This is a genomic window from Pseudomonas sp. G2-4 (assembly GCF_030064125.1).
Taxonomy (GTDB): domain Bacteria; phylum Pseudomonadota; class Gammaproteobacteria; order Pseudomonadales; family Pseudomonadaceae; genus Aquipseudomonas.
In genome coordinates, this window is sequence record NZ_CP125957.1 from 5,082,087 (window position 1) to 5,107,563 (window position 25,477).

The window sequence follows — 25,477 nt, forward strand, 5'->3', positions numbered from 1 at the left end:
GCGCGTGCCGGATAATGCCTAATCTTGTAACAGGCCCTTTATTGTCGGCACGCCCATGACCGAAATTGTTCTCGCACTGTTCAGCGCTGCCCTGATCAACAACCTCGTGTTGCATTGGCCGCTGGGTGTCGATCCGCTGCTGGCGACTGAGGGCAGAAGGCAAGTACACGCCCTGGGCCTGGCGACGGTGTGTCTGATGTTGATTGTCGGCGCCCTGGGTTACCTGATGGATCATTGGCTGCTTGCCCCCACCAACCTGTCATCCCTGCGCCTGTTTGCCTGGCTGCCCTTGAGCGTGCTGCTGATCGGGCCATTGCTGCGCCTGCTGGCGCGCTGGCTGCCGGCATGGCCGTTCGAAGGGTTGTGGCCGCTGTTGCTCGGCAATGCCGGCATACTGGGCGTCACGCTGCTCAATAGCCAGGATGATCAAGGCCTGGGTCACGCCGTTGCCTTGAGCCTGGGTGCCGGGCTGGGATTCTGGCTGGTGCTGAGCCTGTTCGAGGATCTGCGCCAGCGTACCTTCAGTAACGATATTCCCTTGCCCTTTCGAGGTCTGCCGATTCAGTTAATCAGCGCCGGACTGATAGCGGTGGCGTTTCTCGGATTGCGCGGGCTGGTCAAAACATGAGTCTGATTCAACGTATCGACGCCCTGCTACCGCAGACACAATGCGGCAAGTGCGGCCATCCGGGGTGCAAGCCCTACGCCGAAGGCATCGCCCAGGGCGAGCCGATCAACAAATGCCCGCCCGGTGGGCGCGAAACCATCGGCGCTTTGGCCGAGCTGATGAAAGTACCGGTGCTGGAGCTGGATGACAGTCGCGGCTCAGCCCCGGCGCAAATTGCCTTTATCCGCGAAGCCGAATGCATCGGTTGCACCAAGTGCATCCAGGCCTGTCCGGTGGATGCGATTGTCGGCGCGGCCAAGCTGATGCACACCGTCCTGGTCGACGAGTGCACAGGCTGCGATCTTTGCGTTGCGCCCTGCCCAGTCGATTGCATCGAGATGCGACCACTGCCAATGGCGACGGTGCTGCCGATTGTGGGCGGCCTGGCCTTCAGCGCTGAAGAGCAGCAGGCTCGAACCGCCAAGCGCAATCACGCCCGGCGACGTTTCGAACAGCGCAATGCGCGTCTGCGTCGTGAGGAAGAACAGCGCCAGGCAGAACGCCTGGCCCGTACCCAGCGCGCTGCCCAGCCGCAGATCCAAACCCTCGATCCGGTACAAGCCGCACTGGAACGTGTCCGCGCGCAAAAAGCCGCCAACGCCGATGTGGCCCTGAAAAAAGCCAAGGTCGACCTGGCCATGAGCCGGGCGCAGTTGAATAAATCCTTGAAAGCCTTCGGCCATCCACCCACCTTTGAGCAGCAGTCGCAATTGATCCTGCTGCAACGCCAGTTCGAAGCGGCGGAGCAGGCCTTGGCCCAACTGGAAAACGCCGCGCCGCCGGCCGCATCAGCTCCTGCTTTGGCACCGGCACCGACGCAAAACGCCGAGCTGAAGCGGGCCAAGATTCAACTGGCAATGCGCCGCGCCGAACTCAGCAAGGCCAGGAGCGCCGGGGCGTCGGATGAACACATGCAAGCGTTGGCGCAAGCGGTGAGCGAGGCAGAACGCCAGGTGGATGCCCATGGCGCTCCCTGATCCTGTAGACGAACGGCTGCGCCCGGCGATGATGCGGGTGCTGCTGGCAACGCTGCCCGGCGTGCTGGCGCTGCTGTGGTTCTATGGCTGGGGCGTGGCGCTCAACCTGCTGTTGTCCGGCCTCACCGCCCTGGCGGTGGAAGCACTGGTGTTGCGCGTGCGCCGCAGGCCCCTTACACCTGACTTGAACGATGGCAGCGCGTTGGTCAGCGCCACGTTGCTGGCCCTGGCCCTGCCGGCGTACTGCCCTTGGTGGCTGACCGTCACGGCGGCGGCCAGCGCCTTGTTGTTCGGCAAGCATCTGTGGGGCGGGGTCGGGACTAACCCGTTCAACCCAGCGATGCTCGGATACGCCCTGGTCCTCGTGGCGTTCCCTTCACAGATGAGCCAATGGCCGGCGCTTCACGGCATGGGTTTTTTCGAAGGCCTGCAACAAGTGTTCGGTGTGCACTCGGCGCCCGACGCGTGGACCGGCGCGACGGCGCTGGACAGTCTGCGGATCAACAAAAGCCTGACCATTGATGAGCTGTTCGCCAGCGACCCCACGTTCGGGCGTTTTGGCGGCCGGGGCGTCGAATGGGTCAACCTGGCGTTCCTCGCGGGCGGCCTGTTTCTCCTGCAACAACGGGTGTTCAGCTGGCATGCACCCGTGGGCATGCTGTCCAGCCTGCTCCTTGTCAGCCTGTTGTGCTGGAACGGTTCGGGCTCTGACTCCAATGGCTCGCCGCTGTTTCATCTGTTCACTGGCGCGACCATGCTCGGCGCGTTTTTCATCGTGACCGAGCCAGTCTCGGGCGCCAAAGCCGCGCTCGCCCGGTTGCTGTTTGGCGCGGGCGTGGGACTGCTGGCCTACCTGATCCGCACCTGGGGGGGTTACCCGGATGGCGTGGCGTTTGCGGTGCTGCTGATGAACCTCGGGGTACCGGCGCTGGATCGCTGTGTCGAGGCCCGACAAAGGCGGCAGCTGACATGACCAACCCCGGTGGCGTTGCGATCCTGATTATTATGACCAGCCTCGGCGTCGGCGCCACTTACGTCACGCAAATCGGCACTGCCGGACGCATCGAGGCGCAGCGACAAGCCCTCGCGAACAGCACCTTGCTCGACGTGCTGCCTGCCGACCGCTATGACAACCAGCCTTTGGCACGATCTGTCGTCGCGACCCCAGTGGCTCTGCCCCATAGCACGCTGCTGAGCGGTTACCTCGCGACCCGCAGCGGCTACCCCAGCGCCGTATTGTTGCGCAGCCAGGCACTGGGCTATGAAGGCAGCATCGAACTGCTGATCGCCATCGACCCTCAGGGCCGGTTGCTGGGCGTGAAAACCCTGCGCCAGTCCGAAACACCCGGCCTGGGTGCGGCAATTGCCGGCTGGCCGAATGCCTGGATGCAAACCTTCAACGGTAAATCGCGCCAGGCCCCTGACGACAAAGGTTGGGCCTTGAAAAAGGATCAGGGGCAGTTCGATCAACTGGCAGGCGCAACGGTCACGTCCCGGGCGGTTATCCAGGCGGTTCACGATGCCCTGCGTTATTTCGACGAGCACAAGGCTCACCTGTTCGGAGGGGCTACCGATGAATAAGCCATGGGGACTGGCCCGAGGCCTGCTGCTCGTGCCCCTGGTCGGCGCCAGCGATTCGCTGGCCAACGCGCTGGGGTTGTGGCTGGCCTGGGCTTTGATCAGCCTCGCCCACGGCTTGGCCATGGGCCTCGTACGGTCTCGCCTGACAGCGTCCCAGCGGCTGCTCGCCTCAATCGTGCTGGCCGCTACCCTGACCGCCTGCGCAGGCCTTGCCGCACAGGCCTGGGTGCTGGAGCTGTATCGGTCGCTGAGCCTTTACATCGGCTGGATCGCCTTGAGCTGCGTGGTACTGGAACACGAAGCTGACGTCATCGAGTTCCGTTTGCCTGGACACCTCAGGCTCGCGGGGCTATTCGGCCTCTGGATGATTGGCCTGGGCGCCCTGCGCGAGCTGATCGGCAACGGCATCCCCTTGGCCCGCCTCGCCCCCGGCGGTTTCATTCTGCTCGGCCTGCTGCTCGCGGCTTACCAGGCCTGGACGGCCGCTAAATCCCATTCATCCGTTGAGGAAACGCCGCGCCCATGAACGCCGCAAAACGCCTGGAAATATTTCGTCGCTTTCACGAAGACAACCCCGAACCGAAAACAGAACTGGCCTATACGTCGCCGTTCGAATTGTTGATCGCGGTGATCTTGTCGGCCCAGTCCACCGACGTCGGTGTCAACAAAGCCACGGCCAAGTTGTTCCCGGTGGCCAACACGCCGGAGGCGATCTACGCCCTAGGCGTCGAAGGGCTGTCCGAATACATCAAGACCATCGGCCTGTTCAACAGCAAGGCAAAGAACGTGATCGAAACCTGCCGACTGCTGATCGAGCGCCACGGCAGTGAAATCCCGCAGACTCGCGAAGCGCTGGAAGCCCTTCCAGGCGTGGGCCGAAAAACCGCCAATGTCGTACTCAATACTGCTTTTCGTCAGCTGACCATGGCGGTCGACACCCACATTTTCCGCGTCAGCAACAGGACCGGGTTGGCTCCCGGTAAAAACGTAGTGGAAGTGGAAAAGAAACTGATGAAGTTCGTGCCCAAGGAATTCCTCCTGGATTCCCATCACTGGCTCATCCTCCACGGACGCTACGTTTGCCTGGCGCGCAAGCCCCGCTGTGGCAGCTGTCGAATCGAAGATTTATGCGAATACAAGCACAAGACCTCTGACGATTGAGGCGCTATTAGCTTTATCGATATATCGATTGAAAAAATCTTTTTTACCCGCCCGTGGTTTATCGATATAAGGAGCGCCAATGGCAGTCTTAGCCTGGAGTCGAACCCATGAGTGCTGGCAAAGAACAACTGGATGTGGAAGACGAATTCATCGCCGTTGAGGCCGACGACGCGGAACCTGTGGTCGTGGAAGTGGCGAAAACCAATCTGAGCAAACGCCGCACCATTGACAACCTACTGGAAGAGCGTCGTTTGCAGAAGCAACTGGCCGATTACGATTTTGACCTCTGACACGTAAAAGCCTCCCTGATGGAGGCTTTTTACTGAATACGCGTGACCAGAAAACTCATACCAGCCCATTACGTTGCGCCAGCTCGATCAGGTCCACCAGCGAGCGAGCATTGAGCTTCAACAACAAGCGCGTCTTGTAAGTGCTGACCGTCTTGTTGCTCAAAAACATCCCATCTGCAATTTCCTTGTTGGTTTTCCCGCGGGCCAGTTGCTGCAGGACCATCATCTCCCGCCCAGACAAACGATCCACCATATCGGACTCACTGGCATTGCCAAGACTCGAACGCACCGTATGCAGTGCCTGGTTGGGAAAGTAGCTGTAACCGGACAGTACCGCCTTTATCGCACTCAACAACTCCGTGAGATCCTGCTGCTTGCATACATAACCGGCCGCCCCTGTCTGCATGCAGCGCATTGAGAAGTGTCCTGGTGCTTGGGAAGTCAGTACCAATACCTTCATCGAGGAAGGGATTGCTGTCAGGCGCGCAATAACCTCCAAACCGTCCAGTTTCGGAATACCAATATCAAGAATGACAATATCGGGCATAAGCTCTCGGGCAAACTGCAATGCATCGACGCCGTTATCTGTTTCGGCAACAACTTCATAACCATGACGCTCCATCAGCAAACGTACAGCTAGACGAATGACGGGATGATCATCCACGATCAGCACTTTATTCATGGGCAAATCCAACTTCGCTGTTCGAATTTTTAGAGCACGCACAATAGCCTAGTCATTTCTACCTTGGCATGCCGTCCCCCCCTGAGTGCTCGCACCGAGAGACGCAACCTACAAGCAATACAGAAAAACCCTACAAATTAGCCGAGAAATAACGTGCCATAAATTTTTTCACGGAGACCGACCACCCTTTCTTAACGACCCGCTCTCCTTCGGAAAACGTGATTTTCTTCGGCTGACCACCCCTGATGCGGAGAGACAAGGTCACTCCCCTCATAAAAAGTAACTGAATTACCTGTCGTTCAAACAACCATTTTTTCGTTATTCAGGCTAAACCTTAAATAACAAGCGGCATTCAATCCAACAACTAAAACAGGTTATAGTCACCCTTCAATACGGCACCTGCATTTAATTAACAAGCGTCTATCCATTCCATCACCGAGTCTAAATAACCATGAGCATTCACCATGAACAAACCTTTGAAGACCATCACCAACCCCATGACCCTTATTGCTATATTTGCAACGTTATCTGAAACCTCCGCGGCGATCTCCCTGCCGTTCCTGGATGACGACGACCGTGAATATTATCTCTGGTTCCTGATCAGTTTCCCGTTCTATCTGCTGCTGCTCTTTTTCATCACGCTCAACTTCAACTATCGCTCGTTATATTCACCGTCCGATTTTCGCAAGAGCAAACACTTTATAAAGACCATGGATGACTCGCCCTGCCGCCGACGACGAGTGTTACGGCGGGCGGACAAGGTCAAACGATTATTGATGCGCCATCATCGGCGCAAACACGATCCGAAACGGGTCATTTTTCTGGTGTACAGCCAACCGGAAGACCTGGTTGAGGCCTATCGGACAAACCCTCTCAAACGGGCCACGGCACACACGGAAATCGTCCTGTACGTCATCTACAGCCGCGACAGCGCTGACGTTATAGCGGACAGACAGGAGGGATGAGCGATCAAGCAATAGCGCTGCATGACAGGAGAGGAGCCAAAAAAAACGGCCTGCTCAAGGCAGGCCGTTTTCATATCGCCAGGATCAGAACAGCTTGCGGCCCTTGTTCGCCGCGATACGCATGCGCAGGGCGTTGAGCTTGATGAAGCCGGCTGCGTCGGCCTGGTTGTAAGCGCCACCGTCTTCTTCGAAGGTTGCGATGTTGGCATCGAACAGTGACTCGTCAGACTTGCGCCCGGTGACGATCACGTTGCCTTTATACAGTTTCAGGCGTACGACGCCATTCACGTGGGCCTGGGACGCGTCGATCATCTGCTGCAGCATCAGGCGCTCAGGACTCCACCAGTAGCCGGTGTAGATCAGGCTGGCATACTTGGGCATCAGCTCGTCCTTGAGGTGAGCCACTTCGCGGTCCAGGGTGATCGATTCGATCGCCCGGTGAGCGCGCAGCATGATGGTGCCGCCCGGGGTTTCGTAGCAACCACGGGACTTCATGCCGACATAGCGGTTCTCGACGATGTCCAGGCGACCGATGCCGTGTTCGCCACCGATGCGGTTCAGGGTCGCCAGCACGGTGGCCGGGCTCATTTCCACGCCGTCCAGTGCGACGATATCGCCGTTGCGATAGGTCAACTCCAGGTATTGCGGGGTATCAGGAGCCTTCTCCGGGGAGACGGTCCAGCGCCACATGTCTTCTTCGTGCTCGGTCCAGGTGTCTTCCAGCACGCCGCCTTCATAGGAGATGTGCAGCAGGTTGGCATCCATCGAGTACGGGGATTTCTTCTTGCCGTGACGCTCGATCGGGATACCGTGCTTCTCGGCGTAGTCCATCAGTTTTTCACGGGACAGCAAGTCCCATTCACGCCACGGAGCGATGACTTTCACGCCCGGCTTGAGGGCATAGGCACCCAGTTCGAAACGCACCTGATCGTTGCCTTTGCCGGTGGCACCGTGGGAAATGGCGTCGGCACCGGTTTCGTTGGCGATTTCGATCAGGCGCTTGGCAATCAACGGACGGGCGATGGACGTACCCAGCAGGTACTCGCCTTCGTAAACAGTGTTGGCACGGAACATCGGGAACACGAAGTCGCGGACGAACTCTTCGCGCAGGTCATCGATGTAGATTTCTTTGACGCCCATGGCCTGAGCCTTGGCGCGTGCAGGCTCGACTTCTTCGCCCTGCCCCAGGTCAGCGGTGAAGGTCACCACTTCGCAGTTATAAGTGTCCTGCAGCCACTTGAGGATCACCGAAGTGTCCAGGCCGCCGGAATACGCCAGAACGACCTTGTTTACGTCCGCCATGCCATCACTCCACGGGTTGTACGGAAAGCCGGGAAGTCTAACGTCCAATGCGGATAATTTACAGGGGCGCGACAGCTTATGACGACGAAGCGACAGATTATGTCGAGTGCGCGACGGTCATCGCCGAATCAGGACGTGCGCGCAGTCGCCGGAGCGGGAGTCTTGGCCGGGGCAGCGGTCGGTGCCGGAACCTTGGCCGGGGCCGCAGCGGGTGCGGTCGGCGCTGTCGGCTGCGAGGCGGGCGCGTCGGTCGGCGCCACACGCTCCAGGAGCACGACCACGCGGCGGTTCTTGGCCCGGTTGGCGGCGTTGGTATTGGGTGCCAGGGGATAACGCTCGCCATGGAACCGCAGGGTGATCTGCGATTCCTGGAAGCCGTTGGCCTTGAAGAAGTCCTGGACCGCCAGGGCGCGACGACGCGACAGCTCACGGTTGGTCAAGCGGTTGCCACTGTTATCGGAGTGACCATCGAGTTCGACATGATTGACGCTTGGGTCGGCCTTGATGAAATCGAGCATCACTTGCAACTGAGCCTTGGCCTGGGCGTCAAGTTCGACCCCTTCGCCGGGGAAGCCAATCTGGGTTTGCTTAATCTGCTCGAAATTCTTCGGTAACAGTTTCGCCACGCAGCCTTGATAGTCACTGAAGGCCTTATTGAAACGCACCGGCAATAATCGGACTTCCGAGACCCGCCCGTCCTCGGTGTTGCGTCGCACCACAGGGCTGCGCCCGTCCATCAGCCCATTGATCAAGCGACCTGCCTGGATCTGGGAGCTGTTGAACAAGACATCGCCACTGCCAATCCTGACCGAGCCCAAGTTGATGTCGCCGCGCCCCGGTTGCCAGGGCGCCGCAGCCGCCAGCAAGGTCGCCGAACCGCCACCGAGCATCGGGTTATAGGCCTTGAGCCTGAATGTGGCCTGCTCGCCCGCCCGACGCACGAACTCGCCGCTGCCGAAATCGGTGATCGGCTGGCTCAGCCGGCACTCGAACTTGTCGCCTTCGACCGTCCACTCAATGCTCTCCAGACGGGTCTGGAAAGTGAGCGCCATGGCGGGAAGGCTGGCAAACACACTGAGCAAGGCTAGATAACGCTGGCGCACGGGAGGCTCCACTGGCTTTTATACAAAGATCGACACACGCTGAAGGTATGACGCCTGTCCGGGGCACTGCACGGATTCGTGGCACACCTGTAGGAGCTATCGGTAAGTTGCGGCAGAACTTGATAGCGGGTGCCTGAATCGGTCTTTTCCGGTAGCATTCCCCAGAGTTTGACCCGCCTGGAAGCCCCCCAATGTCCGACCGCCTGACCCTGCTGCGTCCCGACGACTGGCATATTCATCTTCGCGATGGTGCTGTGTTGACCCATACCGTCGCCGATGTCGCGCGCACCTTTGGGCGCGCAATCATCATGCCTAACCTGGTTCCGCCAGTGCGTAACGCCGCCGAAGCCGAAGGCTATCGCCAGCGCATCCTGGCCGCACGCCCGGCCGGCAGCCGCTTCGAGCCGCTGATGGTGCTGTACCTCACCGACCGCACCCAACCTGAAGAAATACGCGACGCCAAGGCCTGCGGCTTTGTCCATGCCGCCAAGCTGTACCCCGCTGGCGCGACTACCAACTCCGATTCCGGCGTCACCAGCATCGACAAGATCTTCCCGGCACTGGAGGCCATGGCCGAAGTCGGCATGCCTTTGTTGATCCACGGTGAAGTCACCCGGGGCGACGTCGACGTGTTCGACCGCGAGAAAATCTTCATCGACGAGCACATGCGCCGCGTCGTGGAGCGCTTCCCGACGCTCAAGGTGGTGTTCGAACACATCACCACCGGCGATGCCGTGCAGTTCGTCAACGAGGCTGCGGCCAACGTCGGCGCGACCATCACCGCGCATCACCTGCTGTACAACCGCAACCACATGCTGGTGGGCGGGATCCGGCCGCACTTCTATTGCCTGCCGATCCTCAAGCGCAACACCCATCAAGAGGCCCTGCTCGACGCCGCCACCAGTGGCAGCGCCAAGTTTTTCCTCGGCACGGACTCGGCGCCCCATGCCCGGCATGCCAAGGAAGCGGCCTGCGGTTGCGCCGGCTGCTACACCGCCTATGCCGCCATCGAGATGTATGCCGAGGCGTTCGAACAGCGCAACTCGCTGGACAAGCTCGAAGGTTTCGCCAGCCTGCACGGCCCGCGTTTCTATGGCCTGCCGGCGAACACCGATCGTATTACCCTGGTCCGCGACGAGTGGACCGCCCCCGCCAGCCTGCCCTTCGGCGAGCTGACTGTCATCCCGCTGCGCGCCGGTGAAAAACTGCGCTGGCGCCTGCTGGAGGAACACGTGTGAGTGAAGATCATTTCGACGACGAACAGGACGGCAATGGTGGTTCGGGCGGCGCCCGTCACCCGATGGCAGCCCGGTTTCGCGGCTACCTGCCGGTCGTCGTCGACGTCGAGACCGGCGGTTTCAACTCGGCTACCGATGCGCTGCTGGAAATCGCCGCGACCACCATCGGCATGGACGAAAAAGGCTTTGTGTTTCCTGACCACACCTACTTTTTCCGCGTCGAGCCGTTCGAAGGCGCCAACATCGAAGCGGCGGCCCTGGAGTTCACCGGGATCAAGCTCGATCACCCACTGCGCATGGCGGTGAGTGAAGAGACAGCCCTGACCGACATCTTCCGGGGCGTGCGCAAGGCGCTGAAGGCCAACGGTTGCAAGCGCGCGATCCTGGTGGGGCACAACAGCAGCTTCGACCTGGGCTTCCTCAACGCCGCCGTAGCGCGCATGGACATGAAGCGTAACCCGTTTCATCCGTTCTCCAGCTTCGACACGGCAACCCTGGCTGGCCTGGCGTATGGCCAGACCGTCCTGGCCAAAGCCTGCCAGGCGGCCGACATCGATTTTGATGGCCGTGAAGCCCACTCGGCCCGCTACGACACCGAGAAGACCGCCGAGCTGTTCTGCGGCATCGTCAATCGGTGGAAGCAGATGGGGGGTTGGCAGGATTTCGACGATTGACATCGGCCTCGCTTTTTGTGTGGCGAGGGAGCTTGCTCCCGCTTGAGTGCGCAGCGCTCACAAGATCTTGGGGCGGCTGCGCCACCCAGCGGGAGCAAGCTCCCTCGCCACAGGACTGTGTCCTGCTTTAGAACCCCATAAAAAAACCGGCCCTATCGAGGGCCGGTTTTTTTATGCCTGTTGCGCTTACAGCTTGTCGCTGTGCTCGCCCAGGTAAGCGGCAACGCCTTCAGGGGATGCAGTCATACCCTTGTCGCCTTTCTTCCAGTTGGCCGGGCAGACTTCGCCGTGCTCTTCGTGGAATTGCAGTGCGTCGACCAGACGGATCAGCTCTTCCATGTTACGGCCCAGCGGCAGGTCGTTGATGATCTGCGAACGGACAACGCCTTTGTCGTCGATCAGGAACGCGCCACGGAAGGCCACGCCGCCTTCGGACTCAACGTCATAGGCCTTGGCGATTTCGTGCTTCATGTCGGCAGCCATGGTGTATTTCACCTGGCCGATACCGCCATTGTTGATGGGGGTGTTGCGCCAGGCGTTGTGGGTGAAGTGCGAGTCGATCGAAACGGCAACCACTTCAACGTTACGGGCCTTGAAGTCGTCCATGCGGTGATCCAGTGCGATCAGCTCGGATGGGCAGACGAAGGTGAAGTCCAACGGATAGAAGAACACCAGGCCGTATTTGCCTTTGATGGCCGAGGACAGGGTGAAGCTGTCGACGATTTCGCCGTTGCCGAGGACGGCGGGTACGGTGAAGTCTGGGGCTTGTTTGCCTACGAGTACGCTCATTGGATATCTCCTGGTGTAGTAACGTGAAAAACAAGGTCCATGCCAGCCTGCCACCTCCAGGCGACAGCCCTGTGACACGAACCCGCTTCGCAAGGACCGACCATCATACACTGCGGGTTTGGACTGTCTTCAACGGTTTTTCGACGTCACTGAAAAATCGCCGCTTGCCTCTGTCGTGACAGATAAAAACCGTTCGTCAGCCAGACGACGCTCTGGCGCAAGGGTTGTAGAAACCACTTTGACAATCATTCTCGCTAACATTAAGATCCGTCTCAATTGAGTCACAACCAGCGACGGTTCTCACTTATGTATGTATGCCTCTGCACTGGCGTCACCGACGGGCAAATCCGCGAAGCGATCTATGAAGGTTGCTGCAGCTACCGCGAAGTCCGCCAGGCCACCGGCGTAGCCAGCCAATGCGGCAAATGTGCGTGCCTGGCCAAGGAAGTGGTTCGTGAAACCCTCGCCAAAGTGCAAACGGCCCAGGCCTCTATTCCCTATCCGGTAGAATTTACTGCCGCTTAAAACCAGATTTTTGAAGAACCGGACCTAATGTCCGGTTTTTTTATGCCTGTAAATCAAACGCTTAGCTTCCAGACGCGGAACACAAACATTCTTATTCCGATTAATTTTCATTTATTATTCAATAACTTAGGTTTGACACTCGGAATTACGCGGCTCAGACTCTGCCTTATACACAGCTATTACAGGGCAGGCCTCACCATGAAAGGCGACATTACAGTCATCCAGCATCTCAACAAGATCCTTGCCAATGAGCTGGTCGCGATCAATCAATACTTCCTGCATGCGCGCATGTACGAGGATTGGGGCCTGAACAAGCTGGGCAAGCACGAGTACCACGAATCCATCGACGAGATGAAGCACGCGGACAAGCTGATCAAGCGCATCCTGTTTCTCGAAGGCCTGCCGAACGTCCAGGACCTGGGCAAGCTGCACATCGGCGAACACACCCGGGAAATGCTCGAGTGTGACCTGCGTATCGAACGCACCGGCCATGCCGACCTGAAAGCCGCCATCGCCCATTGCGAGACCGTTGGCGACTTTGGCAGCCGTGAACTGCTGGAAGACATTCTCGAATCCGAAGAAGAGCACATCGACTGGCTGGAAACTCAATTGGGCCTGATCGACAAAGTGGGTCTTGAGAACTACCTGCAATCGCAGATGGGTGAAGAGTAACCTTCCCCGAAGGTGAGCCACTAAAAAGCCCCGCCCTCTTACGAGAGGCGGGGCTTTTTAATGCCTGTGTTCCAGGCATACCGCAATCCAGTGGGAGCGAGCTTGCTCGCGATAGCGGTGGGTCAGGTAAAGAAATGCTGACTGACACATCGCTATCGCGAGCAAGCTCGCTCCCACATGGGTTTGGGGTGAATCAGGCTTCAGCCTTGTTCGCCGCAGCTTTCTCGGCGGCATCCTTGATCAGCGCCTGCAAAGAACCGTCGGCAGACATCTCGGTCATGATGTCGCTACCGCCGACCAGCTCACCGGCCACCCACAGCTGCGGGAAAGTCGGCCAGTTGGCGTACTTGGGCAGGTTGGCGCGGATTTCCGGGTTCTGCAGGATGTCCACGTAGGCAAACTTCTCGCCACACGCCATCACAGCCTGAGCAGCCTTGGCCGAGAAGCCGCACTGTGGCGCGTTCGGCGAGCCTTTCATGTAAAGCAGGATGGTGTTGCTGGCAATCTGGTCTTTAATCGTTTCGATGATATCCATGGAGCACCTCGGCTTAAACTTTCGCGACTTAGTTTGTCGACACGGTGGCGCATTGTAACGGAAAGCCAAGCACGCTGCTCGGTCTGGCCGAGAGACAAATTCACGCAGCCGCCACCTTCACCGGTACGCCGTTAAGCGCCGCATTGCCGGACAACTCATCGAGCTGACAATCATCGGTCAGGTCATTGGCGCTGGAGCCAGGCTGGCCACTGGCAATGCTCATCTGCACACCTGGCCGGGCATGACCCCAACCGTGGGGCAAGCTGACCACGCCTTTCATCATGTCCAGACTGCCCTGCACCTCGACTTCGATCATGCCAACCCGCGAACTGACCTTCACCCGTTGTCCGTCGATAAGGCCGCGATTGGCGAGGTCATCCGGGTGCATCAGCAACTGATGACGCGGCTTGCCCTTCACCAGCCGATGGAAGTTGTGCATCCAGGAATTATTGCTGCGCACATGGCGCCGGCCAATCATCAGCAACTCATCGGGTGCTGGAGCCTGCAACGCGGCAAAACGCTCCAGGTCGGCGAGTATCACGGCCGGCGCGGCCTGTACCCGTTGGTTTTCGGTTTTCAAGCGCGGGGCCAGGTTGGGCTTCAGGGCGCCCAGGTCAATGCCGTGGGGATGGTCGAACAAGGTCGCCAGGGACAGTTTGTGGGGCGAGGCATCGCCGTAGGCCCCGTTGCGCAGGCCAAAATCGATCATTTGCGCTGGCGGCATGGTCGGCTTGAGTTCTTTGCCGGTTCGCGCCGCGAAGGCCTTGGCCAGACCGACAAAAATTTCCCAGTCGTGCAACGCCCCTTCGGGCTTGGGCAGGATCGCCCGGTTGAAACGGGTCACGTTGCGCACCGCGAACAGGTTGAACGTGGTGTCGTAGTGGTCGTTTTCCAGCGCCGAGGTCGAGGGCAGGATCAGGTCGGCGTAGCGCGTGGTTTCGTTGATGTACAAATCGATGCTGACCATGAACTCCAGCCCGTCCAGCGCCTGCTCCAGCTGTCGGCCGTTGGGTGTAGACAGCGCCGGGTTACCCGCCACGGTGACCAACGCACGAATCTGGCCCTCGCCTTCGGTGAGCATTTCTTCGGCCAGGGCCGACACCGGTAACTCCCCGGCGTACTCGGGACGCCCGGACACCCGGCTTTGCCAACGGTTGAAATGCCCGCCCGAGGTGGTGGCCACCAGATCCACCGCCGGTTCGGTGCACAGCGCCCCGCCCACCCGGTCGAGATTGCCGGTCACCAGGTTGATCACTTGGATCAGCCAGTGGCACAGCGTGCCAAACGCCTGGGTCGAGACGCCCATGCGTCCATAGCAAACGGCTGATGGCGCAGCGGCGAAGTCCCGGGCCAATTGACGGATCTGCGCTGCCGGCACCGCGCAGAGCGGGCTCATCGCTTCCGCCGTGAAGGATGCGACAGCCTCGCGCACCTTCTCCAGACCGTCCACCGGCAGGTGACTGTCACGGGTCAGGCCTTCGCTGAACAACGTATTGAGCAAGCCGAACAGCAGCGCGGCATCGCCACCGGGGCGCACGAAGACATGTTGGTCGGCAATGGCGGCCGTTTCGCTGCGACGCGGATCGACCACCACCACTTTGCCGCCACGGGCCTGGATTGCCTTGAGGCGTTTTTCCACATCCGGCACGGTCATGATGCTGCCATTGGACGCCAGCGGGTTACCGCCCAGGATTAGCATGAAGTCGGTGTGGTCGATGTCCGGAATCGGCAGCAGCAGGCCGTGGCCGTACATCAGGTGGCTGGTCAGGTGATGGGGCAGTTGATCCACCGAGGTTGCCGAGAAGCGGCTACGGGTTTTCAACAGACCCAGGAAATAGTTGCTGTGGGTCATCAACCCGTAATTATGCACGCTGGGGTTGCCTTGGTAGACCGCCACCGCGTTCTGACCGTGACGCGCCTGGATGTCCGCCAGGCGCTCGGCCACCAGTGCAAAGGCATCGCTCCAAGCGATGGGCTGCCACTCGTTGCCAATCCGCTGCATGGGCTGGCGCAGGCGGTCCGGATCGTTCTGGATATCTTGCAGGGCCACCGCTTTGGGGCAGATATGCCCCCGGCTGAAACTGTCCAGCGCATCGCCCTTGATTGAGGTGATCGCCAGGCCTTGGCCGTCGGTTTCGGTGGTTTCGAGGGTCAAGCCGCAGATGGCTTCACACAGATGGCACGCACGGTGGTGGAGAGTCTTGGTCATGGCCAGTCTCTGTTTTATTCGTAGCGGGCGCTTTCGGCCGCGGGAACAAAACTATGGCGCGTGACCGGCCCCTTTGCCAGCGACGTTCGTCCTGTGAATTGCCGGGCATCAGGCCCGCCGATGAAGTGGCGTCAAGGCTCCTCGGAAGGCGGCGCCAACAGCTGGATTTCTTCGACGGTTTCCACCTGTTCCTGGGCGATGGGCACGCCCGTCAGCTCACCGATCAGCCGCCAATGCTCGTCGAGCCCATTGCTGATCGTGGCCATGCGATCGATCATCCGGCGGCCGGCGGCCTTGGTCACCTCGTCGTCGCTGCGCAACAACTCGAATGACATGGACGTCACCGATGCGGTCAGATGAGTCAGGGAACGTGCCGTCAGCCCCAGTAGTTCCATCAATTGCTGCTCTTTCGAATCCATTTCGGGGGCTCCTGCGTCTGGAGGCTCATTTATAACCCAGGCCCTGGCAATAGGAAATGTTTCACACCTGGCAAGAGACAGTCGAAGCCCGGAATATCAGCTCACAAATGACCTTCAACCACGCCGCGCCCGCCTTGTTTGATTGCCAACCTGAGCAACGCCAGTGTACAAATGGGACGCTGCTGTCAGGAAACCGGCTTCATAAACGTCATCACAGACCTGTGATGACCTCGCTGAAATCCCCAAAAACCGTAGCCCTATTGGTAAGACGCGACATTTCCTTATAAGATCGCGCCTTCCCCTATTTCGTCGCCCCGTGCGGCTTTTGCCGCAGGTCTCGCCCGTTTTTTGAATAAACAAGGCTTTGAGTATCTGCGGTCAGTTACAAAAAGGTAGTCAATCATGAGCGCAAGGCACTTTCTCTCCCTGATGGATTTCACGCCCGATGAGTTGCTCGCCGTGATCCGTCGTGGCGTGGAGCTCAAGGACCTGCGTAACCGCGGCGTACTGTACGAGCCCTTGAAAAACCGTGTGCTGGGGATGATTTTCGAGAAGTCATCGACCCGCACCCGCATCTCTTTCGAAGCCGGCATGATCCAGTTGGGCGGCCAGGCGATCTTCCTGTCGCCGCGCGACACCCAACTGGGCCGCGGCGAACCCATCAGCGACTGCGCCATCGTCACGTCGAGCATGCTCGACGCCGTGATGATCCGTACCTTTGCCCACAGCACCCTGACCGAGTTCGCGGCCCATTCCCGCGTGCCGGTGATCAACGGCCTGTCCGATGACCTGCACCCGTGCCAACTGCTGGCCGACATGCAGACCTTCCTCGAACACCGTGGCTCGATCCAGGGCAAGACCGTGACCTGGATCGGTGATGGCAACAACATGTGCAATAGCTATATAGAAGCCTCGATGCAATTCGACTTCCACCTGCGCATCGCCTGCCCCGAAGGTTACGACCCAAACGCCGAATTGGTCGCCAGGGCTGGGGATCGGGTGACCATCGTGCGCGACCCGAAACAGGCCATGGCCGGCGCGCACCTGGTGAGCACCGACGTCTGGACCTCCATGGGCCAGGAAGAAGAAACCGCCAAGCGCCTCAAGCTGTTCGCGCCGTTCCAGGTCAATCGGGCCCTGCTCGACCTGGCGGATGCCGAAGTGCTGTTCATGCACTGCCTGCCGGCCCACCGTGGCGAGGAAATCAGCTTCGATTTGCTGGATGACCCGCGTTCGGTGGCATGGGACCAGGCAGAAAATCGTCTGCATGCCCAAAAGGCCCTGCTCGAGTTCCTGGTCGAGCCGGCGTACCGCCACGCATGAGTCATCCGCTGCTACTGAACTTGCACAACCTGGCCTGCGGTTACCAAAACCAGCGGGTCGTCCAGAACCTCAACCTGCACCTCAATGCCGGCGATATCGGCTGCCTGCTCGGTTCGTCCGGGTGCGGCAAGACCACGACGTTGCGCGCCATCGCCGGCTTCGAGCCGGTGCACGAGGGTGAGATCCAACTGGCCGGGGAAACCATCTCCCGCCCAGGCTTCACCCTCGCCCCGGAAAAACGCCGCATCGGCATGGTGTTCCAGGACTATGCGCTGTTCCCCCACCTGAGCGTGGCCGAGAACATCGCCTTCGGCATCCGCAAACATCCGAACAAGGACCGCGTCGTCGAAGAACTGCTGGATCTGGTCAATCTGAAAAACCTGGGCAAGCGCTTTCCCCATGAACTGTCCGGCGGCCAGCAACAGCGCGTGGCACTGGCCCGTGCACTGGCGCCAGAGCCGCAGTTGCTGCTGCTCGACGAGCCGTTCTCCAACCTCGACGGCGAGCTGCGACGCAAGCTCAGCCATGAAGTGCGGGACATTCTCAAGGTCCGCGGCACCAGTGCGATCCTGGTCACCCACGATCAGGAAGAAGCCTTCGCCGTGAGTGACCACGTCGGTGTGTTCAAGGAAGGTCGGCTGGAACAGTGGGACACGCCCTACAACCTGTACCACGAACCGCTGACGCCCTTCGTCGCCAGTTTCATAGGCCAGGGTTACTTCATTCGCGGCCAGCTGGACAGCCCGGAATCGGTGCAGACCGAGCTGGGCATCCTACGGGGCAACCGGGCATACACCTGGCCAATCGGCGGCGCAGTGGACGTGCTGCTGCGGCCGGACGATATTGTCTATGCGCCGGACAGCCCGCTCACAGCTCATATCGTCGGCAAGACGTTCCTGGGTGCTTCAACCTTGTATCGCCTGCAACTGCCGACGGGCGCGCAACTGGAATCGATCTTCCCAAGCCATGCCGACCATCAGGTCGGGGCTCAGGTCGGCATCCGGGTAGCGGCCGAACACCTGGTGCTGTTCCAGGCCTCGGGCAGCACGGCAGCGCATCTACCGCCTGTGGAGAGCGGCGTGCGGCGCCATAGCACCGCCAGCTAGCGCTTGGACACCCGCTTTTGTGGCGAGGGAGCTTGCTCCCGCTGGGCTGCGAAGCAGCCCTCAAAACAGTCACCTCAGTCTAACCACCTGATCCACCGAGTTGTCAGGGTTTAGGGCTGCTGCGCAGCCCAGCGGGAGCAAGCTCCCTCGCCACAGGGTACATACAGTGCATAGGGAGTGGTGTCATGTCAGCCCAGCATCAACGTCCCACTGGCCACCAACGTCGCATCCCCGCCGATTTTCACCCGCTCACCTTCCAACCGACAGAACAGCGCCCCGCCCCTGGCCGAGCACTGATAAGCCGTCAGCCCGTGTTTACCCAAGCGCTTGGACCAGTACGGAATCAGGCTGCAATGGGTCGAGCCGGTCACCGGGTCTTCGTTGATGCCAATCGCCGGGGCAAAATAGCGCGAGACAAAATCATGCTTGCTCCCCGGCGCGGTCACGATAGCGCCCTGCCACGGCAGTTTCGCCAGGGCCGTCATGTCGGGTTTGCAATCGAGCACCGCCTGCTCCGACTCCAGCACCACGAACAGTACGTTTGAACTCAGTACGTCCACCGCCTCGACCCCCAAGGCACTCTGCACGGCCAGGGACGCCCCCAGCTCGCTAGGCACCAGGGCGGGGAAATCCAGCCACAACCGATCGCCTTCGCGACTGACGCTCAAAGAACCGGACCGGCAAGTGAAATCCAGGCGCTCGGCGGTCTCGTGGTAGACCTCGAACAGCACATAGGCGCTGGCCAACGTGGCATGCCCACATAACGGGACTTCAGTGGTGGGAGTGAACCAGCGGATATGCCAATACGGGCCTTCGCGCACCAGAAAGGCGGTTTCAGCCAGGTTGTGCTCGGCAGCGATCTTTTGCATCAAGTCATCGGCAAGCCAGGCGTCGAGCCGATAGACCATCGCGGGGTTTCCGCCGAACGGACGGTCACTGAACGCATCGACCTGATGAAACGCGAGTTGCATGGCACTTCTCCTTTTTATCGATGTGCGAGCATGCGGCACCAGGACACTGATTTTCCAGTGACAGATCCACCGAATTTTCACCCGACAGCCCAAGGGTGAAAAACCGGATACTCACTAAAGCTCAGGCCCTGCGCCATTGTGGCGAGGGAGCTTGCTCCCGCTTGGCTGCGAAGCAGCCACCTCCTCTTTCAAGCACGCCCGATATCAGCAAACATCGCCCCGGTATGTTCCGCCAGAACCGAAGGCGCCAGCTCGACCTCCAACCCACGGCGCCCAGCACTGACAAACATGCTGGCAAGCGGCTGTGCGGAGTTGTCTATAAAAGTGCGCAGTCGCTTCTTCTGCCCCAGCGGACTGATACCGCCGAGCAGATAGCCGGTCGAGCGCTGCGCCGCGGCCGGATCGGCCATTTCGACCTTCTTCACGCCAGCCGCATGGGCCAGGCCTTTCAAGTCCAGGCTTCCGGCCACCGGCACCACCGCCACCAACAACTCACCTTTTTCGCTGGCCGCCAGCAACGTCTTGAATACCTGCGACGGATCCAGCCCAAGCTTTTCTGCCGCTTCCAGCCCGTAGGACGCGGCCTTGGGGTCGTGTTCGTAACTGTGAATGCGATGTTCGGCGCGCACTTTCTTAAGCAGATCCAACGCGGGGGTCATGACCGCTCCTGACAAGGAAATCAAAAAGAGTGGCTGGAATTCTAAGTCATCGCCAGATAAAAGGCTTCGGACGCGGTGGCCAGTATCGGTGAAGCGCTGCCGATGAAAGGGTCATTCACAGCACGAATAGTTGAAATGTGACCAGCGGTTCACTTTCGACCTTTGACACCAGCGTTTCTTGTCTATATTTTTTCGAAACTGAAAGCCATAACGCATGTCTCAAACAGCAACCCGAGACCAGGAGGGGGATCCTGTCTCGGTGGAAATAGCGCCATCGAGCTTTTTCGAATGCGCCGCAAAACAACAAAAAACCGAGGTTTGAATGACAACTGCTTTACAACAGCCCTCCCTTTCCAGCCAATGCCTGGCCGAATTCCTGGGCACTGCCCTGTTGATTTTTTTCGGTACTGGTTGCGTTGCAGCGCTCAAGGTCGCGGGTGCGAGTTTCGGCTTGTGGGAAATCAGCATCATCTGGGGCATCGGCGTCAGCATGGCAATTTATCTGAGCGCAGGCATTTCCGGCGCCCATCTGAACCCCGCCGTCAGCATCGCCCTGTGCATGTTCACCGACTTCGAAAAACGCAAACTGCCTTTCTATATGGTTTCCCAGGTGGCCGGCGCTTTCTGCGGCGCGCTGCTGGTCTACACGCTGTATAGCAACCTATTCTTCGATTTCGAACAATCCCGCCACATGATTCGTGGCACTGAAGCCAGCCTCGAACTGGCGTCGGTGTTCTCCACCTACCCCCACGCCGCTCTGTCCACCGGACAGGCGTTCCTCGTGGAGGTGATCATCACCGCCATTCTGATGGGGGTGATCATGTCCCTGACCGATGACAACAATGGCCTGCCTCGCGGCCCACTGGCGCCGCTGCTGATCGGCTTGCTGATTGCAGTGATCGGCAGCTCCATGGGTCCACTGACCGGCTTCGCGATGAACCCGGCACGGGACTTCGGACCTAAACTGATGACTTTCTTCGCCGGCTGGGGTGAAATTTCCCTCACGGGTGGACGCGACATTCCGTACTTCCTGGTTCCGATTTTTGCCCCTATCGTGGGTGCCTGCCTCGGTGCTGCCGCCTATCGCGGGCTGATTGCCCGTCATCTACCCAGCACCATAACGACTACAAAGGACGCAACACCTTCCATTGACGGCAAGCCCAGAACGTCCTGAAACAGTCGGCGCAGGCTTCTGCCATTAGAGCCTGCGTCGTGGCTTCTTCCCTTAGTTACGTCTCCCTTTATGAAAGACCCGAGGCAATCGACATGACCGACATCCAGAACAAGAACTACATCATTGCCCTCGACCAGGGTACGACCAGCTCGCGGGCGATCATCTTCGACCGTGACGCCAACGTGGTCTGCACGGCCCAGCGCGAATTCGCCCAACATTACCCACAGGCTGGCTGGGTCGAACACGACCCGATGGAAATCTTCGCCACCCAAAGCGCGGTCATGGTCGAAGCCCTGGCCCAGGCGGGCCTGCACCATGATCAGGTCGCCGCGATCGGCATCACCAACCAGCGTGAAACCACCGTGGTCTGGGACAAGACCACGGGCCGGCCAATCTACAACGCCATCGTCTGGCAATGCCGCCGCAGCACTGAGATCTGCCAGCAGCTCAAGCGCGACGGCCACGAACAATACATCAGCGAAACCACCGGCCTGGTCACCGACCCGTACTTCTCCGGCACCAAGCTCAAGTGGATCCTGGACAACGTCGAAGGCAGCCGTGAACGTGCGCGCAACGGCGAACTGCTGTTCGGCACCGTCGACAGCTGGCTGATCTGGAAATTTACCGGCGGCAAGGTCCATGTCACCGACTACACCAACGCCTCGCGCACCATGCTCTTCAACATCCACTCGCTGGAGTGGGACGCAAAAATGCTCGACATCCTCGATATCCCCCGGGAAATGTTGCCGGAAGTGAAGTCGTCTTCGGAAATCTATGGCCGGACCAAAAGCGGTATTGCCATCGGCGGCATCGCCGGCGACCAACAAGCCGCCCTTTTCGGCCAGATGTGCGTGGAGCCGGGCCAGGCGAAGAACACCTACGGCACCGGCTGCTTCCTGTTGATGAACACCGGCGACAAGGCCGTCAAATCCAACCACGGCATGCTCACCACCATCGCCTGCGGCCCGCGTGGCGAAGTGGCCTATGCCCTGGAAGGCGCGGTGTTCAATGGCGGTTCCACCGTCCAGTGGCTGCGCGATGAACTGAAAATCATCAACGACGCTTTGGATACCGAATACTTCGCCAACAAGGTCAAGGACAGCAACGGCGTCTACCTGGTGCCCGCCTTCACCGGCCTGGGTGCCCCGTACTGGGACCCCTACGCCCGTGGCGCACTGTTTGGCCTGACCCGCGGCGTACGGGTCGATCACATCATTCGTGCAGCGCTGGAGTCGATTGCCTACCAGACCCGCGACGTACTCGACGCCATGCAGCAGGATTCGGGCGAACGCCTCAAATCTCTGCGCGTCGACGGCGGCGCGGTGGCGAACAATTTCCTGATGCAGTTCCAGGCCGACATCCTGGGCACCCAGGTCGAACGCCCGAAAATGCGTGAAACCACGGCCTTGGGTGCCGCATACCTCGCCGGCCTGGCGTGCGGTTTCTGGGGCAGCCTGGAAGAACTGCGCGGCAAAGCAGTGATCGAGCGCGAATTCGAACCGCAACTGGACGAGCAGGCGAAGGAAAAACTCTACGCTGGCTGGAAAAAAGCCGTCAGCCGCACCCGTGACTGGGAGCCCCACGAAGACGCTGAATAAGACGCTACAAGGGTCTTGAACTGGTCGGGAGCGGATTCCTGCGGCATCATGGGCAAATTTTGTATGGCAGCCCAAAGGAAGCCCCATGAATCTGCCTCCCCGTCAGCAGCAAATCCTCGAGCTGGTCCGCGAACGCGGCTATGTCAGCATCGAGGAGATGGCGCAGTTGTTCGTCGTTACCCCGCAGACCATTCGCCGTGACATCAATCAGTTGGCAGAAGTGAACCTGCTGCGCCGCTACCATGGCGGCGCCGCCTATGATTCAAGCGTGGAAAACACCGCCTACGCCATGCGCGCCGATCAGATGCGCGACGAGAAGCAACGCATCGCCGAAGCCATCGCCGCCCAGATCCCCGATCACGCCTCGCTGTTCATCAACATCGGCACCACCACCGAATCCATCGCCCGGGCGCTGCTCAATCACAACCATCTCAAGGTCATCACCAATAACCTGCACGTGGCTTCGATCCTCAGCGCCAAGGACGACTTCGAAGTCCTGATCGCTGGCGGCAACGTACGCCGTGACGGCGGCGTGGTGGGCCAGGCCAGCGTCGATTTCATCAACCAGTTCAAGGTCGACTTCGCCCTGGTGGGCATCAGCGGTATCGATGAAGACGGCAGCCTGCTGGACTTCGATTACCAGGAAGTACGCGTCTCCCAGGCGATCATCGCCAACGCCCGGCAAGTGCTGCTGGCGGCGGACTCCAGCAAATTCGGGCGCAATGCCATGGTTCGCCTGGGGCCGATCAGCCTGATCGATTGCCTGGTGACCGACCAGCAACCAGTGCCGGCCCTGGCGCAACTGCTGAGCCAGCACAAGATTCGGCTGGAAGTGGTCTGACGGCATCCCGGCACCCTGTGGTGAGGGAGCTTGCTCCCGCTGGGTGGCGAAGCCGCCCCAAATGAGCTGGCGCGATCTTTCAGGCACACCGCGCCAGCCGGTTTTACGACTGCTTCGCAGCCGAGCGGGAGCAAGCTCCCTCGCCACAAAAGCACTTCGCCCAACTCCTTTTTGTTCGAAAATTTTCCTTTCAGCTTCCTTTGATCAGTATTTTCAATCGAAGTCAGCTGGCTGTTGCCGTGTTTATGGGCTAGTATTTTCGCAAATGAACATTAATGTTCGAATTCAAATATTACGAAAAGAGCCCGAGGCCAGCCGATGCCCACTTCTACCTTGCCTACGCCCCCTCTCGCCGAGATTTACGACATCGCCGTCATCGGTGGCGGGATCAACGGCGTGGGGATTGCCGCGGACGCTGCCGGTCGCGGTCTTTCGGTGTTCCTTTGCGAAAAGGACGACCTGGCCAGCCACACATCGTCGGCCAGCAGCAAACTGATCCACGGTGGCTTGCGTTACCTCGAACATTACGAATTCCGCCTGGTGCGCGAAGCGCTGGCCGAGCGTGAAGTGCTGCTGACCAAGGCCCCGCACATCGTCAAGCAAATGCGCTTCGTGCTGCCCCACCGCCCGCACCTGCGTCCGGCCTGGATGATTCGCGCCGGTCTGTTCCTCTACGATCACTTGGGCAAACGCGAGCAGCTCGCCGGCTCCAAAAGTTTGAAGTTCGGCGCCGACAGCGCGCTGAAAAGCGAGATCACCAAGGGCTTCGAATACTCCGACTGCTGGGTCGATGACGCGCGGCTGGTGGTGCTCAACGCCATGGCTGCCCGGGAAAAAGGCGCTCACGTCCACACCCGTACGCGCTGCGTGAACGCCCGCCGCAGCAAAGGCTTGTGGCATTTGCACCTGGAACGCGCCGACGGCAGCCTGTTTTCGATCCGCGCCAAAGCGCTGGTGAACGCCGCCGGCCCGTGGGTCGCCAAGTTCATTCGCGATGACCTTAAGATGGAGTCGCCTTACGGCATCCGCCTGATCCAGGGCAGCCACCTGATCGTGCCCAAACTCTACGAAGGCGAGCACGCGCACATTCTTCAGAATGAAGACCAGCGCATTGTGTTCACCATTCCCTACCTGAACCAGTTCACCCTGATCGGCACAACCGATCGGGAATACACCGGTGACCCGGCCAAGGTGGCGATTACCGAAAGTGAAACCGATTATCTGCTGAAGGTGGTCAACGAGCACTTCAAGAAGCAGATCAGCCGTGACGACATCCTGCACAGCTATTCCGGTGTGCGTCCGCTGTGCAACGACGAATCCGACAACCCGTCGGCCGTCACCCGGGACTACACCCTGGCGCTGTCGGGCGGCGGCGAAGAAGCCCCTTTGCTATCGGTGTTCGGCGGCAAGCTGACCACTTATCGCAAATTGGCCGAATCGGCGATGGCGCAATTGGCCCCCTATTTCACTCAGATGCAGCCGAGCTGGACCGCCGTCGCCACGCTCCCCGGCGGAGAGAACATGACCACCCCGCAGGCACTCTGCTCGGCGATCCGCGACAAGTTCGACTGGTTGCCAACCGACATCGCCCGCCGCTGGGCCACCACCTACGGCAGCCGCACCTGGCGCATGCTTGAAGGCGTGCACAACCTCGGCGACCTGGGCGAACACATCGGTGCAGGCCTGTACACCCGGGAAGTCGACTACCTGTGCAGCGACGAATGGGCCATCGACGCCCAGGACGTCCTGTGGCGCCGCAGCAAGCTGGGCCTGTTCACCACCCCGGCTGAACAGGAAAAGTTGCAGCAGTACCTGAACAAGGTCGAGCACAATCGTCGCAAGATCGAAGCGGCCTGACAGATATCCCACAAAACCCCAAAGCCCCTGAATCCAGCGATTCAGGGGCTTTTTGCTATCTGGCGTCCACCGATGCCCCCCTGTGGGAGCGAGCTTGCTCGCGATGAGGCCAGCACATTCACCCTCTGTGGGGACTGACACACCGCTATCGCGAGCAAG

General features: G+C 59.8%; 27 protein-coding genes. 18 read left to right on the top strand and 9 right to left on the bottom strand.

Translation table 11 applies throughout. The features are described from left to right. The first annotated feature begins 55 nt into the window (after nucleotides 1-55). From QNH97_RS22220 to QNH97_RS22250, 7 genes are all read left to right on the top strand, one after another. Nucleotides 56-628, top strand: coding sequence for an Rnf-Nqr domain containing protein (locus QNH97_RS22220; RefSeq protein ID WP_283553927.1), 573 nt, complete (start codon nucleotides 56-58; stop codon nucleotides 626-628). Then, entirely contained in the window at nucleotides 625-1,644 is a 1,020-nt protein-coding gene (rsxB, locus tag QNH97_RS22225) for an electron transport complex subunit RsxB (RefSeq protein WP_283553928.1), read from the top strand. Before QNH97_RS22220 ends, rsxB begins: the two co-directional genes overlap by 4 nt. Further along, entirely contained in the window at nucleotides 1,631-2,617 is a 987-nt protein-coding gene (locus QNH97_RS22230) for an RnfABCDGE type electron transport complex subunit D (protein ID WP_283553929.1), read from the top strand. Before rsxB ends, QNH97_RS22230 begins: the two co-directional genes overlap by 14 nt. Then, the gene (locus QNH97_RS22235) at nucleotides 2,614-3,225 is read left to right on the top strand and encodes an RnfABCDGE type electron transport complex subunit G (protein WP_283553930.1); all 612 of its coding nucleotides are present in this window, start codon (nucleotides 2,614-2,616) and stop codon (nucleotides 3,223-3,225) included. Before QNH97_RS22230 ends, QNH97_RS22235 begins: the two co-directional genes overlap by 4 nt. Next, a complete protein-coding gene (locus QNH97_RS22240; RefSeq protein WP_283553931.1) occupies nucleotides 3,218-3,751 on the top strand; it encodes an Rnf-Nqr domain containing protein in 534 nt (177 codons plus the stop codon). Before QNH97_RS22235 ends, QNH97_RS22240 begins: the two co-directional genes overlap by 8 nt. Then, complete coding sequence (nth, locus tag QNH97_RS22245) at nucleotides 3,748-4,386, top strand: endonuclease III (RefSeq protein ID WP_025215171.1); 639 nt, start codon at nucleotides 3,748-3,750, stop codon at nucleotides 4,384-4,386. Before QNH97_RS22240 ends, nth begins: the two co-directional genes overlap by 4 nt. A gap of 107 nt (nucleotides 4,387-4,493) precedes the next feature. After that, entirely contained in the window at nucleotides 4,494-4,676 is a 183-nt protein-coding gene (locus QNH97_RS22250; RefSeq protein WP_025215172.1) for a PA3496 family putative envelope integrity protein, read from the top strand. A gap of 55 nt (nucleotides 4,677-4,731) precedes the next feature. Here QNH97_RS22250 and QNH97_RS22255 read toward each other — a convergent pair whose 3' ends face one another. Further along, nucleotides 4,732-5,358 (bottom strand): response regulator transcription factor, encoded by a 627-nt coding sequence (locus QNH97_RS22255; protein WP_283553932.1) that lies wholly within the window; start codon nucleotides 5,356-5,358, stop codon nucleotides 4,732-4,734. A gap of 464 nt (nucleotides 5,359-5,822) precedes the next feature. On the opposite strand from QNH97_RS22255, the gene QNH97_RS22260 reads away from it, so the two are divergent. Next, the gene (locus QNH97_RS22260) at nucleotides 5,823-6,323 is read left to right on the top strand and encodes a hypothetical protein (protein ID WP_283553933.1); all 501 of its coding nucleotides are present in this window, start codon (nucleotides 5,823-5,825) and stop codon (nucleotides 6,321-6,323) included. 84 nt (nucleotides 6,324-6,407) lie between these two features. Here the strand turns inward: QNH97_RS22260 and QNH97_RS22265 are convergent, their stop codons facing one another. Together QNH97_RS22265 and QNH97_RS22270 are read right to left on the bottom strand one after the other, a co-directional pair. Next, entirely contained in the window at nucleotides 6,408-7,625 is a 1,218-nt protein-coding gene (locus QNH97_RS22265; RefSeq protein ID WP_283553934.1) for an argininosuccinate synthase, read from the bottom strand. Between the two features lie 128 nt (nucleotides 7,626-7,753). Then, a complete protein-coding gene (locus tag QNH97_RS22270; RefSeq protein ID WP_283553935.1) occupies nucleotides 7,754-8,728 on the bottom strand; it encodes a flagellar protein MotY in 975 nt (324 codons plus the stop codon). A 191-nt stretch (nucleotides 8,729-8,919) separates the two neighbouring features. On the opposite strand from QNH97_RS22270, the gene pyrC reads away from it, so the two are divergent. Then, complete coding sequence (pyrC, locus tag QNH97_RS22275) at nucleotides 8,920-9,966, top strand: dihydroorotase (protein WP_283553936.1); 1,047 nt, start codon at nucleotides 8,920-8,922, stop codon at nucleotides 9,964-9,966. After that, nucleotides 9,963-10,640 carry a ribonuclease T gene (gene rnt, locus QNH97_RS22280; protein WP_123346475.1) on the top strand — a complete coding sequence of 226 codons (678 nt, stop codon included), beginning with the start codon at nucleotides 9,963-9,965 and terminating at the stop codon, nucleotides 10,638-10,640. The genes pyrC and rnt overlap by 4 nt, the downstream gene beginning before the upstream one ends. A 186-nt stretch (nucleotides 10,641-10,826) precedes the next feature. Here the strand turns inward: rnt and QNH97_RS22285 are convergent, their stop codons facing one another. Beyond that, entirely contained in the window at nucleotides 10,827-11,429 is a 603-nt protein-coding gene (locus QNH97_RS22285) for a peroxiredoxin (protein ID WP_003204949.1), read from the bottom strand. A 306-nt stretch (nucleotides 11,430-11,735) separates the two neighbouring features. Between QNH97_RS22285 and QNH97_RS22290 the strand changes: the two genes are divergently transcribed. Together QNH97_RS22290 and bfr are read left to right on the top strand one after the other, a co-directional pair. Further along, nucleotides 11,736-11,954: a bacterioferritin-associated ferredoxin gene (locus tag QNH97_RS22290; protein ID WP_003178704.1), complete on the top strand. Its 219-nt coding sequence runs from the start codon at nucleotides 11,736-11,738 to the stop codon at nucleotides 11,952-11,954. Nucleotides 11,955-12,152: 198 nt separating this feature from the next. Beyond that, nucleotides 12,153-12,626 carry a bacterioferritin gene (bfr, locus tag QNH97_RS22295; protein ID WP_025215180.1) on the top strand — a complete coding sequence of 158 codons (474 nt, stop codon included), beginning with the start codon at nucleotides 12,153-12,155 and terminating at the stop codon, nucleotides 12,624-12,626. Nucleotides 12,627-12,819: 193 nt separating this feature from the next. Here bfr and grxD read toward each other — a convergent pair whose 3' ends face one another. The 3 genes from grxD to plzR form a co-directional block, all read right to left on the bottom strand. Continuing rightward, nucleotides 12,820-13,161 carry a Grx4 family monothiol glutaredoxin gene (gene grxD / locus QNH97_RS22300; RefSeq protein WP_283553937.1) on the bottom strand — a complete coding sequence of 114 codons (342 nt, stop codon included), beginning with the start codon at nucleotides 13,159-13,161 and terminating at the stop codon, nucleotides 12,820-12,822. 100 nt (nucleotides 13,162-13,261) lie between these two features. Next, a complete protein-coding gene (locus QNH97_RS22305) occupies nucleotides 13,262-15,370 on the bottom strand; it encodes a molybdopterin oxidoreductase family protein (RefSeq protein ID WP_283553938.1) in 2,109 nt (702 codons plus the stop codon). Between the two features lie 131 nt (nucleotides 15,371-15,501). Beyond that, nucleotides 15,502-15,789: a PlzR type 4 pili assembly inhibitor gene (plzR, locus tag QNH97_RS22310; RefSeq protein ID WP_283553939.1), complete on the bottom strand. Its 288-nt coding sequence runs from the start codon at nucleotides 15,787-15,789 to the stop codon at nucleotides 15,502-15,504. A gap of 402 nt (nucleotides 15,790-16,191) precedes the next feature. Here plzR and argF point away from each other — a divergent pair, with 402 nt between their 5' ends. Further along, a complete protein-coding gene (gene argF, locus QNH97_RS22315; protein ID WP_283553940.1) occupies nucleotides 16,192-17,112 on the top strand; it encodes an ornithine carbamoyltransferase in 921 nt (306 codons plus the stop codon). Beyond that, entirely contained in the window at nucleotides 17,109-18,218 is a 1,110-nt protein-coding gene (locus QNH97_RS22320) for an ABC transporter ATP-binding protein (RefSeq protein WP_283553941.1), read from the top strand. Before argF ends, QNH97_RS22320 begins: the two co-directional genes overlap by 4 nt. Before the next feature lie 188 nt (nucleotides 18,219-18,406). Here the strand turns inward: QNH97_RS22320 and QNH97_RS22325 are convergent, their stop codons facing one another. Next, nucleotides 18,407-19,189 (bottom strand): PhzF family phenazine biosynthesis protein, encoded by a 783-nt coding sequence (locus QNH97_RS22325; RefSeq protein WP_283553942.1) that lies wholly within the window; start codon nucleotides 19,187-19,189, stop codon nucleotides 18,407-18,409. A gap of 188 nt (nucleotides 19,190-19,377) precedes the next feature. Continuing rightward, nucleotides 19,378-19,848, bottom strand: a complete 471-nt coding sequence (ybaK, locus tag QNH97_RS22330) for a Cys-tRNA(Pro) deacylase (protein ID WP_283553943.1) — start codon at nucleotides 19,846-19,848, stop codon at nucleotides 19,378-19,380. Nucleotides 19,849-20,170: 322 nt separating this feature from the next. On the opposite strand from ybaK, the gene QNH97_RS22335 reads away from it, so the two are divergent. The 4 genes from QNH97_RS22335 to glpD all read left to right on the top strand — a co-directional run bounded on the left by QNH97_RS22335 (nucleotide 20,171) and on the right by glpD (nucleotide 25,318). Then, a complete protein-coding gene (locus QNH97_RS22335; protein ID WP_283553944.1) occupies nucleotides 20,171-21,022 on the top strand; it encodes an MIP/aquaporin family protein in 852 nt (283 codons plus the stop codon). A 92-nt stretch (nucleotides 21,023-21,114) separates the two neighbouring features. After that, complete coding sequence (gene glpK, locus QNH97_RS22340; protein WP_283553945.1) at nucleotides 21,115-22,620, top strand: glycerol kinase GlpK; 1,506 nt, start codon at nucleotides 21,115-21,117, stop codon at nucleotides 22,618-22,620. An 85-nt stretch (nucleotides 22,621-22,705) separates the two neighbouring features. Continuing rightward, nucleotides 22,706-23,461 carry a DeoR/GlpR family transcriptional regulator gene (locus QNH97_RS22345; protein WP_003204973.1) on the top strand — a complete coding sequence of 252 codons (756 nt, stop codon included), beginning with the start codon at nucleotides 22,706-22,708 and terminating at the stop codon, nucleotides 23,459-23,461. 318 nt (nucleotides 23,462-23,779) lie between these two features. After that, complete coding sequence (gene glpD, locus QNH97_RS22350) at nucleotides 23,780-25,318, top strand: glycerol-3-phosphate dehydrogenase (protein WP_283553946.1); 1,539 nt, start codon at nucleotides 23,780-23,782, stop codon at nucleotides 25,316-25,318. Nucleotides 25,319-25,477 lie beyond the last annotated feature (159 nt).